Annotated in this window: 8 protein-coding genes; 7 read left to right on the forward strand and 1 reads right to left on the reverse strand. The window is 37.6% G+C overall.

The genetic code is table 11. The features are described 5' to 3' along the window. Positions 1–27 precede the first annotated feature (27 nt). Positions 28–1149, forward strand: a complete 1122-nt coding sequence (locus B5488_RS06640; protein ID WP_079734546.1) for a peptidylprolyl isomerase — start codon at positions 28–30, stop codon at positions 1147–1149. Between the two features lie 163 nt (positions 1150–1312). Here the strand turns inward: B5488_RS06640 and B5488_RS06645 are convergent, their stop codons facing one another. Then, positions 1313–2773, reverse strand: coding sequence for an aminoacyl-histidine dipeptidase (locus B5488_RS06645; protein WP_079734547.1), 1461 nt, complete (start codon positions 2771–2773; stop codon positions 1313–1315). A gap of 239 nt (positions 2774–3012) precedes the next feature. Between B5488_RS06645 and B5488_RS06650 the strand changes: the two genes are divergently transcribed. From B5488_RS06650 to B5488_RS06675, 6 genes are all read left to right on the forward strand, one after another. After that, entirely contained in the window at positions 3013–4086 is a 1074-nt protein-coding gene (locus B5488_RS06650) for a DUF3810 domain-containing protein (RefSeq protein WP_079734548.1), read from the forward strand. 133 nt (positions 4087–4219) lie between these two features. Then, positions 4220–7213, forward strand: coding sequence for an amidohydrolase family protein (locus B5488_RS06655; protein ID WP_079734549.1), 2994 nt, complete (start codon positions 4220–4222; stop codon positions 7211–7213). A 9-nt stretch (positions 7214–7222) separates the two neighbouring features. Beyond that, positions 7223–8530 carry an amidohydrolase family protein gene (locus B5488_RS06660; protein WP_079734550.1) on the forward strand — a complete coding sequence of 436 codons (1308 nt, stop codon included), beginning with the start codon at positions 7223–7225 and terminating at the stop codon, positions 8528–8530. Positions 8531–8634: 104 nt separating this feature from the next. Beyond that, on the forward strand, positions 8635–9429 hold the full coding sequence (locus B5488_RS06665; RefSeq protein ID WP_079734551.1) for a TrmH family RNA methyltransferase: 795 nt from the start codon (positions 8635–8637) through the stop codon (positions 9427–9429). Between the two features lie 52 nt (positions 9430–9481). Then, positions 9482–10720, forward strand: coding sequence for a M48 family metallopeptidase (locus tag B5488_RS06670; protein ID WP_079734552.1), 1239 nt, complete (start codon positions 9482–9484; stop codon positions 10718–10720). A gap of 35 nt (positions 10721–10755) precedes the next feature. After that, on the forward strand, positions 10756–12966 hold the full coding sequence (locus B5488_RS06675; RefSeq protein WP_079734553.1) for a RelA/SpoT family protein: 2211 nt from the start codon (positions 10756–10758) through the stop codon (positions 12964–12966). Position 12967: the final 1 nt, after the last annotated feature.

The following is a 12967-nucleotide window of genomic DNA, read 5'->3' on the forward strand; positions in this document are numbered from 1 at the left end:
ATAAAGCCTTTTTAATTTTTATAATAAATGAGAACCAGTAAATTTCTACTACTTTGTGCCATGGTATTTACCATGATTTCCTGTAACGATGAATATCCCGATTTAGAAGATGGGATGTATGCTGAATTTAAAACCAATTACGGAACGTTTGTTTCTGAACTCTACTTTGAGCAAACTCCAATAACGGTTGCCAGTTTTGTTTCCCTTGCTGAAGGCAATAACAAAATGGTAGACAGCACCCATAAAGGAAAAAATTATTACGACGAATTAACTTTTCACAGAATTATAGACGGCTTTGTTATCCAGGGAGGTGATCCCTCTGGAACCGGAAGCGGTGGTCCCGGTTATAAATTCCCAGATGAAATTGTAGACAGCTTAAGTCACGATTCTAAAGGAATTCTTTCTATGGCTAACGCAGGCCCAGGCACTAACGGCAGTCAGTTTTTTGTAACTCTTGCCCCTACTCCAAACCTTGATGGCAGGCATACTGTTTTTGGAAAGGTTGTAGAAGGCCAGGATGTTGTAGATTCTATAGGTAAAGTTGAAACCGGCCCACAAGACAGACCTGCAAAAAAGGTTACCATGGAAGAGGTGAACATCATTAGAAAAGGAAAAGCCGCTAAAAATTTTGATGCTCCTAAAGTATTTGAAGAAGAATTGCAGGCAATAAAAGACAAAGAAGATGCCGAAGCTAAAAAACGCCAGGAAGCTAAAACAGCCAAAGCCCAAGAATTTGAAAGCCACGAAGGCGAAGCTGAAACTTTAGATAGCGGTTTAAAGGTACATTATCTTCAAGAAGGTGATGGTGAAAGACCAAAAACCGGACAAATGGTAGAAGTGCTTTACGAAGGTTATTTTAGCGACGGTGAGATCTTTGATACAAACAAAGAAGAACTTGCAAAAGAAATGGGCTTATTTAATGAAAGCAGAAAGAACCAGGGCGGCTATGGTCCAATGACAGTAGTTTACGGCCCAGATGCTCCAATGATTCCAGGTTTTAAAGAAGGTATTCAACAACTTAAAGTTGGTGATGAAGCCTTACTTTATATCCCAAGTCATTTAGGCTATGGTGAAAGAGGCGCCGGTGGCGTAATTCCTCCAAACACCGATCTTGTTTTTAGAGTAGAATTGGTAGGAATACAGGAATAAATTTCCTGATTTTACATAATAAAGGCTGTTTGATTTTTAATCTTTCGTCATCCTGAACTGGTTTCAGGATCTATTTTCAAAAGAACTTAGAAGCTGAAGTAAATTCAGCTTGACGTGAGAAAATAACTCAAACAGCCTTTTTACTTTTTAAAAATATCCCCAATTATTTCTTTGGAATATTCTTTAAAACTTCAATTAAGAATTTCCAGTATTTTTGGGCTGAGGTAATGCTCGCGCGTTCATCAGGGGAATGTGCTCCTCTAATTGTAGGTCCAAAAGAGATCATATCCATTTCAGGGTAATGGTTTCCAATTATTCCACATTCAAGTCCGGCGTGACAGGCAGCAACATCTGCTTTTTCCTGGTGCAGGTTTTTATACAATTCATCTACTACTTTTAAAATAGCCGAATTAGGATTTGGTGCCCAACCGGGATATTCACCCGATAATTTCACTTTAAATTTCGCAAGTTCAAATGTTGCTTCTAAACTATTTGCCAAATCATCTTTTGAAGATTCAACCGACGACCTTGTTAGGCAATTAATTTTCACTTTCCCATCACCAACTTTTACACTGGCAATATTGTTAGAAGCTTCAACCAAACCTTCAATATCGGGACTCATCCTGTAAACGCCGTTATGCGCGGCCGAAATAGCTTTAACCACTTCTTGTTGATCTTCAACTTTCATTACCTCATTTGGAATTTCAGTTTCAGAAATTTCAATATCCATATTGGGTTCCAGCGAAGCAAATTCCGCTTTAATCTCCCGAACCTGCTGAATAATTTCGGTTAAAAAAGTTTCGGTATTCGATTTATCTACCACGACAATTGCTTCACTTTCACGAGGAATTGCATTTCGTAATCCGCCACCTTTTATGCTGGAAACACGCAAACCAAAATCACGATTAGAATCAAAAAGAACCCGAGCCATAATTTTATTGGCATTGGCAAGGCCTTTTATAATATCCATACCAGAGTGCCCGCCTTGTAGGCCTTTTACCTTTATTTGGTAACCAACCGAATTATCGGGTGTGTGCTCTACTTCGTAATCCCGAACTGCCGTGATATCCACTCCACCGGCACATCCAATTCCAATTTCATCGTCTTCTTCGGTATCTAAATTTAAAAGAATATCACCTTCCAGTAAATTAGAATCTAAACCTTTGGCTCCGGTCATCCCGGTTTCTTCATCTATAGTAAACAAAGCTTCAAGGGCAGGATGCTGAATTTCGGTACTTTCTAAAATCGCCATCATACTGGCAACTCCAAGTCCGTTATCTGCTCCCAGGGTTGTTCCTTTGGCTCGCACCCAATCTCCATCCACATACATATTGATTCCGCTGGTTTCAAAATCAAAATCGGTATCATTATTTTTTTGATGCACCATATCTAAATGCGCCTGCAGCACAATAGGTTTTCTATCTTCCATTCCCGCAGTGGCCGGTTTTTTTATAACCACATTTCCCGTTTCGTCTACCAGGGTTTCGAGATTAAGATTATTCCCAAAACTTTTCATAAACTCAATTACCCGTTCTTCTTTTTTAGAAGGTCGGGGCACCTCGTTAAGATCGGTAAATTTATTCCATAAGATTTTTGGTTCTAATTCCCTTATTTCTTCGTTCATTGTTTTATATTTTGGTCTTTCACAAAGGTATTGGTAATAAACAAAGAAGGAAAATTTAGAGGCTTTTTAAAACTTATTTAACCAAATGAGGAATAGTTATTTAAAATTTTAAGTCGTGTTTTGCTAATAATTGTAATTTTAAAAAGTAAACCACCTCGAAGCAAACTCACGAGGCATTCATAGAAAATAATATTTTTAATTTCGAGGCAAGCCTCGGAGCATAAAATCTCGATTACCGATTGAAGAAAAAAGGACTTTATATTTTAGTTTTACTGCTGCCGGTGCAGATCGTTTTTATCATTTTCCTGGCCGGATATCCCGAACTGGTAGAAAATTGGTACAGTCGATTTCTATACCCGGAAATTTCAAAATTAATGCGCTATGGGCACGGATTTTTGCCATTTTCTCTTGGCGACCTTTTATATACTTTCTTCGGAATTTTAATAATTCGTTGGATAATAAGACGTTTTCAGCAGAAATTTAAAAATCCACGGTTTTGGATTATAGATACTCTTGCGGTATTATCTGTGGTATATGCCTGTTTTCATATTTTCTGGGGATTTAATTATTATCGCTTACCGCTGCATGAAACTTTGGAAATTGAAAACGATTATACCACCGAAGAGCTCTACCAACTTTCAGAAATATTAATTAGAGAATCTAATAAACTCCACAATCAACTAACCGAAAATGATTCGGTTAGCGTGGCAATTCCCTATTCTAAAAACGAAATCTTTGAAAAAACCATAGAAGGCTATGCCAATATTAGCAAAGATTATCCAGAACTCACTTACAAAGGAGAATCTCTAAAGCGATCTTTATATAGTATTCCACTTTCTTATATGGGTTTTAACGGGTACCTCAACCCATTTACCGGCGAGGCACAGGTAAATACGCAAATTGTTGCCTATAAAATCCCTACCACAGCCAGCCACGAAATTGGCCACCAACTGGGTTTTGCGAAAGAAAATGAAGCTAATTTTATTGCCTGCCTAAGCACGATGAACCATCCTGATGCATATTTTAGGTATTCAGGATATACTTTTGCCCTGCGATATTGTTTAAATGAATTATACCGAAGAGATTCTGAAAAGTTTGAAAGCTTAAAAGCAAAACTTAATCCAGGAATTTTGGAAAACTACCGGGAAGTAGAAGAATTCTGGCTGGCTCATCAAAATCCTTTTGAACCCTTGTTTCAGGCATTTTACAATCGGTTTTTAATAGTTAATAACCAGGCCGATGGGATGAAAAGCTATAGTTATGTAGTCGCACTACTGGTTAATTATTTTTCTGAAGAAAAGAATAGACTTTAACCTAATAATTAGTGAATTTAGGGTTAAGAAAAATAAATTCAAGTATATCTTCAAAAACCAATTTCGGCTTTATTATAATTTTCTTAATTTACCAGCCTTTAGAGTAAAACCACATTTAATTCAACTACAATTTATGAAAATAAGACTTTTACTATGTCTGGTATTTCTGGTCGGTTTGCAAACCAGGGCGCAGGAATACTTCCCCAAAAACGACGGGGTAAAAAATCCACAAACTAACTACACCGTTTTTAAAAATGCGAAAATTCACGTAAGTCCGCAGCAAACAATAGAAAATGGGATGTTCGTGGTAAAAGATGGCAAAATTACTGCCATTGGCAAATCTGTTAACCAACCGCAAAACAGTGTTATTATAGATTTAGGAGGGAAAGAAGTTTATCCTTCATTTATTGATTTATACAGCAGTTTTGGAATAAAAGAACCCGAAGAAGCTAGCAGCGGAAATGGTGAGCCACAATATGATGCGAATCGTGAAGGTTATTACTGGAACGACCATATTAGACCGGAAACCGATGCAGTACAAACTTTTAGTTATGATGAAAAAGCTGCGTCTTCACTCCATAAAGCCGGATTTGGAGCGGTAAACACTCACGTTCCTGACGGAATTATACGCGGTACCGGGATACTGGTAGCTTTGAACCCCGGCGGAACAGAAGGTGATAGAATATTAAAAGATCGCTCGGCCCAATATCTTTCTTTTGATAAAAGCAAACTGTCCAGACAATCGTATCCAACCTCAACTATGGGAGCGATGGCTTTAATTAGGCAGACCTATTTAGATGCCGAATGGTACGGAAAAGGAAAATCTAACAACAAAGATTTAGCTTTAGAAGCCTTGAACAGAAACAGAAACCTGACGCAAATCTTCGCAACAGATAATCTTCTGGATGCTTTAAGAGCAGGTAAAATTGGTGACGAATTCAATGTAAATTATGCGATTTTAGGAGATGGTAAAGAATATCAACGTCTTGAGGAAATAAAAGAAACCGGAAGTACATTTATAGTTCCACTTACTTTTCCTGATGCTTACGATGTGGAAGACCCTTTTATGGCAGAACACGTGACTATAGAAGAAATGAAAACCTGGAACCAGGCACCGGCAAACCTTAAAATGTTAGCCGAAAATGAAATTCCGTTTACCATTACCAGTCACGATCTTGATGCTGAAAAAGATTTCAGAAATAATTTATTAAAAGCCGTTTCCTACGGTTTAAGTAAAGAAGATGCTCTTGCTGCCTTAACCACTACTCCGGCAAAAATTCTAGGCGAAGAAGATCGTTTGGGAACTTTAAAAGAAGGCGCCTGGGCAAATTTCATAATAACTTCAGGAGACTATTTTGATAAAGAAACCAGTGTTTTTGAAAACTGGATCCAGGGCGAAAAAATGGTGATTAACAAAATGAATACTACCGATATTACCGGAACCTACGATCTTAATTTTGAAGGTAATACTTATGAATTGAATATTTCAGGAAAGCCAGAAGCTCCAAAAGCAAGCGTAAAATCTGGTGAAACAAAACTGGGTGCAAAACTTAGTTTTTCAGATAACTGGATGAATTTATTACTTTCTCCTGCCGATACTACAAAATCTGGTTTTACCCGTTTAGTGGCCAAAACCGATGACAATAAAAAGAAAATTTCTGGAACGGCTTATTTAAGCGATGGTTCTGAAACCAATTTCACCGCGACTAAGAAAGCTTCAGTTGAAACCGCTGAAGTTGAAGATGACGAAGAAGAAAACGGAAAAGATAAAGAGGAAGATATTCGCGAAATTATGCCGGTAAGTTTTCCGAATAAAGCTTACGGATTTTCAGAAATGCCGGAAGAGGAAAACATTCTTTTTAAAAACGCAACTGTTTGGACCAATGAAGAGGAAGGAATTATAGAAAACACCGATGTTTTGGTGAAAAACGGGAAGATTTCCAGGATTGGAAAAAACCTTAACGCCGGAAATGCCAAAGTTATTGATGCTAGCGGAAAACATCTTACTTCTGGAATTATAGACGAACATTCCCATATTGCCGCTTCTGCCATTAACGAAGCAGGGCATAATTCTACTGCAGAAGTTACTATGGAAGATGTGGTAGATCCTACAGATATGAATATTTACCGAAACCTTGCAGGCGGGGTAACTACCGTTCAGCTTTTACACGGCTCGGCAAATCCTATTGGGGGCCAATCGGCAATTTTAAGGTTAAAATGGGGTGAAAATGCTGAGAATATGATCTTTGAAAATTCCCCGAAATTTATAAAATTCGCACTGGGTGAAAACGTGAAGCAATCTAACTGGGGAAGCCGTTCCAGGTTTCCACAAACCAGGATGGGTGTAGAACAGGTGTTTACCGATTATTTTACCCGCGCAAAAGAATATGAAGAAACAAGGGAAAACGATGAAGATTACAGGAAAGATCTTGAAATGGAAACCCTCCTGGAGATTATTAATAGTGAACGCTTTGTTTCAGCACACTCATATGTTCAAAGTGAAATTAATATGTTGATGAAAGTTGCTGAAAATTTTGATTTCAGAATTAATACTTTCACGCATATTTTAGAAGGCTATAAAGTTGCCGATAAAATGAAAGAACACGGCGCCGGTGGCTCCACTTTTTCTGACTGGTGGGCTTATAAATATGAAGTGAACGATGCCATTCCTTTTAACGCACCAATTATGCATAACCAGGGAATTATAACTGCAATAAACAGTGATGATGCCGAGATGAGTAGAAGATTAAACCAGGAAGCTGCAAAATCTGTAAAATACGGCGGAGTTTCTGAAGAAGATGCCTGGAAATTCGTAACCTTGAATCCGGCAAAGTTGTTGCACATAGACGATCGCGTTGGAAGTGTGAAAACAGGAAAAGACGCCGATTTGGTATTGTGGTCTGATAATCCTTTATCTATTTACGCCAAAGCAGAAAAAACCTTAATTCAGGGAAAAGTATTCTTTGATATAGAACGGGATAAAAAATTAAGAAAAGAAATTCAGCAACAAAGAAGTCAATTAATTACCCAAATGTTGGAGGCTAAAAATAAAGGCTTAAAAACCCAACCGGTAACGAAGAAAGAAGAACAACACATCCATTGTAACACTCTGGAAGAAATCCATTAAAAAGAACAAATGAAGATGAAATATTTAGTACTACTTGCACTATTTACCTGTGTAGGAAATTCTTTTGCACAACAAACACCTGCTTCAAAACAAACCGAAGCAATAACAATAGTTGGAGCCACAGCCCACTTAGGAAATGGCGAAATTATAGAAAACAGTTTAATTATTTTTGAAGACGGTAAAATCACCCAGGTGATGGATGCTACCGCTACAAAAATGCAATATCGCGGCCGAATTATTGAAGCGGAAGGAAAACACGTTTACCCAGGATTTATCGCTCCAAACGCTACCTTAGGTTTGGTAGAGATCGATGCTGTTCGTGCTACTGATGATGAAGATGAAATAGGCTCTATGCTTCCACATATTAGAAGTTTAATCGCTTATAATGCTGAAAGTAAACTGGTAGAAAGTATGCGTCCAAATGGAGTTTTAATGGGACAAATTGTGCCGAGAGGCGGTACAATTTCTGGAACTTCTTCCATCGTACAATTTGACGCATGGAACTGGGAAGATGCTGTAATTAAGGAGGATGACGGTTTACATATAAACTGGCCAAGTAGTTTTACAAGAGGCCGTTGGTGGGCCGGGGAAGATCCCGGTATAAAACCCAGCGAAGATTACCAGGAAGATCTCTTAGAACTTGAAGAATTTTTTACTTCGGCTAAAGCTTATTTAGCAGGTAACAATAAGAAAACAAATCTTGCTTACGATGCAATGAAAAATGTTTTTACCGGAGACAAACGTGTTTATATTCACGTAGACGGCAAAAAAGAAATTCTTGATGCCATAGATTTTAAACAAAAACAAGAGATAGAACATTTAGTAATTGTTGGTGGTTACGAAGCACATAAAGCTATTGAAGAACTTAAAGAGAATAATATTTCGGTTTTGGTACAGCGCCCGCATGACCAGCCAAATAGTGAAGACCACGATTACGATTTTCCCTATAAATTAGCCGGAATCCTACATAACAAAGGGGTGTTGGTAGCCCTGGAAAGCAGCGGAAGTATGGAGCGTATGAACACCAGGAACCTACCATTTTATGCGGGAACTGCCGGTGCTTACGGTTTAGGAAAAGAAGAAGCTCTTAAATTAATCACCTCGAATACGGCAAAAATACTTGGGATAGATGATATGGTTGGAACTTTAGAAAAAGGAAAAACTGCCACTTTATTTATTAGTGAAGGTGATGCGCTAGATATGCGGGGAAATATCTTAACCCACGCTTTTATCCAGGGGCGCGAAGTAAGTTTGGAAACTCATCAAACCGAGCTTTACCAACGTTATAAGGAAAAATACGATAGCGCGAGTAAATAGTAATAAATTCACAGATTTTAAAGAGGTTAACAACTAAGCCGAATTCGGTATTTTGTTAACCTCTTTTTCTTTGCAATAGGTTTAAACTCCCTATTTTTACACTTATGATTAAGCAAATTAGCAGCACACAAAACAAAGAGGTAAAACACCTGCTCCAGCTACAGGAAAAATCACGGCAGCGCAGGAAAGAAGGTGTTTTTTTAGTTGAAGGTGAAAGGGAAATTCAATTGGCTTTAAAAGGAAAATTTGAACTGCAGGCGGTTTATTTTTGTCGAGATTTAATCGATTTTCAAGAAATTGAAGAACTGCTTTCAAACGAAAATCTGATTACTGAAATTTCTAAGGAAGTTTATGAAAAAATAGCCTACCGTGGTAGTACCGAAGGTGTTTTAGCGATTTTCAAAACAAAAGAAAACAGTCTTGAAAGTATTAAATTTGAAACAAAAAATCCTTTAATTCTTATCGCTGAAGCTCCTGAAAAACCAGGAAATATAGGGGCGATCTTAAGAACTGCCGATGCTGCAAAAGTAGATGCAGTTTTTATCGCCAACCCCAAAACCGATCTTTACAATCCCAATATTATTCGTTCCAGTGTAGGTTGTGTATTCACCAATCAAATCGCTACCGGGAGCACTTTAGAAATTATCGATTTTTTAAAAGAAAATAATATTTCAATTTACGCTGCGGCTTTGCAAGCGTCAAAACCATATCACCAAATAGATTTCACCCAATCGGCAGCGATTGTGGTGGGAACTGAAGCCACCGGATTGAGTGAAGAATGGCGCGAAAATTCAACGCAGAATATTATAATTCCAATGAGTGGTGAAATTGATTCTATGAATGTTTCTGTTGCGGCAGGAATACTTATTTTTGAAGCCAAAAGACAGCGCGGTTTTTAAAGAAGAAACACCAAAACTCTTAAGTATAATTCAGCATTAAAATAAAAAGCCTTTGAATCCTGAAATCTTATTTTATATCATTATCGCCATTATTATTATCGACTTTATTATCGATAAAATCCTGGATACTTTAAACGCGAAACATTTTGATGATCCTGTTCCGCAGGAACTCAGTGATGTTTACGATAAGGAAGAATACGAAAAATCACAACGCTATAAAAAGGAACGTTACCGGTTTGGGATTCTTACTTCTACGTTTTCAGTAATACTCACCTTAGGTTTTATTATTTTTGACGGATTCGCCTGGGTAGATGATATTGCCAGGAACTTCACAGAAAACGCAATTTTAGTTGCTTTAATTTTCTTCGGAATAATTATGATTGGCAGCGATATTCTCACTACGCCATTCTCCTGGTATAGCACTTTTGTGATCGAGGAAAAATACGGTTTTAATAAAACCACCAAAAAAACCTTCTTTCTTGATAAAATAAAAGGCTGGTTAATGATGGCGATACTTGGCGGCGGAATCCTGGCGCTTATCGTTTGGTTTTATCAATTCGCAGGCAACGATTTCTGGTGGTATGCCTGGATACTTGTTGCTGTTTTTTCTGTATTTCTCAATATGTTCTACGCCAAACTTATTGTTCCTTTATTTAATAAGCAAAGTCCTTTGGAAGAAGGATCTTTACGAACTAAAATTGAAACCTATGCGGCAAGTGTAGGTTTTACGCTAGATAATATTTTTATTATAGATGGTTCTAAAAGAAGTACCAAAGCAAACGCTTATTTTTCGGGATTTGGCAAGGAAAAACGTATCACACTTTTTGACACTTTGGTAAAAGACCTGGAAGAAGAGGAAATTGTGGCGGTACTGGCTCACGAAGTCGGGCATTATAAAAAGAATCATATTATTGTGAATTTGGCCGCTTCTATCTTAACCACAGGTTTCACATTGTGGTTGCTTTCGTTATTTGTAGGAAGCCCTGCACTGTCGCAAGCGCTGGGAGTACAAGAACCCAGTTTTCATATTGGTTTGATTGCTTTCGGGATTTTGTACAGTCCTATTTCAGAAATTACAGGATTATTAATGAATTATTTATCCCGAAAATTTGAATATCAGGCAGATAATTATGCGAAGAGAACTTATGGTGCCGGGCCGTTAATTTCAAGTTTAAAAAAACTTACCAAAAATAGCCTAAGCAATCTTACTCCGCATAAAGCTTATGTTTTTATGCACTATTCGCATCCTACTCTTTTACAAAGATTCAGGAACTTAAAGCGCAGCTTGTAGTTGTTTCTTTACCATCTTAATTGTACTTTTAATTTATGACAGAAGCAGCTATAGAAAAAGAAAACAAACAAATTGCAAGGCAATATAAAGAACTGCTGCGCATAAGTTACCGTAGTTTAAGTGATGATGACAAAAAGCAAATTAGAAAAGCTTTTGACACCGCTGTAGATGCCCATAAAGACCAGCGTAGAAAATCTGGCGAAGCTTATATTTTTCATCCAATTGCAGTGGCAAAAATTGTAGCTGCAGAAATTGGTTTGGATGCCACTTCTATCATTGCTGCACTTTTACACGATGTGGTAGAAGATACCCAATACACACTTAAAGATATTGATGAAATGTTTGGGGGAACCGTAGCGACTATCGTAAACGGGCTCACAAAAATTTCAAGTTTAAAGAAAGATAAAGATGTTTCGCTGCAAGCCGAAAATTTCCGAAAAATGCTGCTTACCCTTAATGATGATATTCGGGTAATTATTATCAAAATAGCCGATAGATTGCATAATATGCAAACTATGGATGCGATGCGGCGCGATAAGCAGGAAAAAATTGCTTCAGAAACCCTTTATATTTATGCCCCGCTTGCCCACCGAATAGGACTTTACAACATTAAAACCGAACTCGAAGACCTGGGATTAAAATATACCGAACCCGAGGTCTATAACGAGATATATACCAAAATAAAAGAAAGTAAGGAAGAGCAGGACGCCTATATTAGAGAATTCTCCAAAGTAATTGAAGATTCCCTCACGCAGGAGAATTTTAATTATAATATTAAAGGGAGGCCTAAATCAATATACTCTATTCATCGTAAAATGAAAGCCCAAAATGTGAGCTTCGACGAGGTTTACGATAAATTTGCCATTAGAATTATATACAAAAGTGATCAGGCCAACGAAAAATTTCTTGCCTGGAAAATTTATTCTATAGTAACCGATCATTTTAGACCAAATCCTACCCGACTTCGGGATTGGATTTCTTCACCTAAATCTACAGGTTACGAAGCGCTGCACATCACCGTAATGGGCCCAAAAGGTCGCTGGGTAGAAGTTCAGGTTAGAAGTCAGCGAATGAATGAGATTGCTGAAAAAGGTTATGCAGCTCATTATAAATACAAACAAGGCGATATTCAGGAAGATCACGGGATAGAAGAATGGTTAAACCGGCTTCAGGAAGCTTTAGAAAATCCCGATGTAAATGCCGTAGATTTTGTCGAGCAATTTAAGCTGAATCTTTATTCAAAAGAAATATTTGTTTTTACGCCCCAGGGAGATTTAAAATCTTTACCAAAAGGTTCTACGCCTTTAGATTTTGCTTTCAGTATTCATACCGAAATAGGTTTAAAAACAAGGGGCGCCCGGGTTAATAATAAACTGGTGCCTTTAAGTCACGAATTAAAAAGCGGAGACCAGGTAGAAATAATTACTTCAGAAAACGCACAGCCCAATGTGAATTGGCTTGATTATGCAACAACTGCAAGGGCTCGCGCTAAGATAAAAACTTCTTTAAAAGACGAAAAACGGGAAATTGCCGAAGAAGGCAAAGCAATCCTTACCCGAAAATTACGGGCTCAAAAAATTCCGTTTAACGAGAAAATCATTAACGAGCTTGTGGTTCATTTTAACCTTAAAACCAGCCTGGACCTGTTTTATCGTGTTGGAATTGGAAAAATTGATAACCAAAAACTCAAAGAATTTGCCGCTTCAAGAAGCAACGCACTGGTAAGTTATATTAAGCGAAAGATCAAAAAACCGGTTATTGCCGAAGATCTTAATAAAGATGAAATCACTTCAAAATACGACCAACTTGTTTTTGGAAGGGATGAAGACGAAACTTTAGAATATAAATTAGCAAATTGTTGTAACCCAATTCCCGGAGACCAGGTTTTTGGTTTTGTTACGGTAAATGATGGTATTAAAGTTCATAAGAAAAACTGCCCAAATGCGCTACAGCTTCAAAGCAATTACGCCTACCGGATTATTCCCGCAAAATGGATAGATTCTTCACAACAAGACTTTAAAGCAGTGGTGAAATTAACCGGAATTGACAATTTAGGATTGGTAAGTGAGATCACTCGAGAAATTTCCAGTAACCTGAATGTGAATATGCAAAAGATTAATTTTGAAAGTATAGACGGGGTTTTTAATGGGCAAATTACGCTAAGGGTTAAGAACAATGCGATACTTACAAAAATCATGAACAGACTCAAAAAAATTAACGGCATAGATAAGGTTAGCCGTGAATAAT

The sequence above is a fragment of the Salegentibacter salegens genome, from assembly GCF_900142975.1.
GTDB lineage: Bacteria > Bacteroidota > Bacteroidia > Flavobacteriales > Flavobacteriaceae > Salegentibacter > Salegentibacter salegens.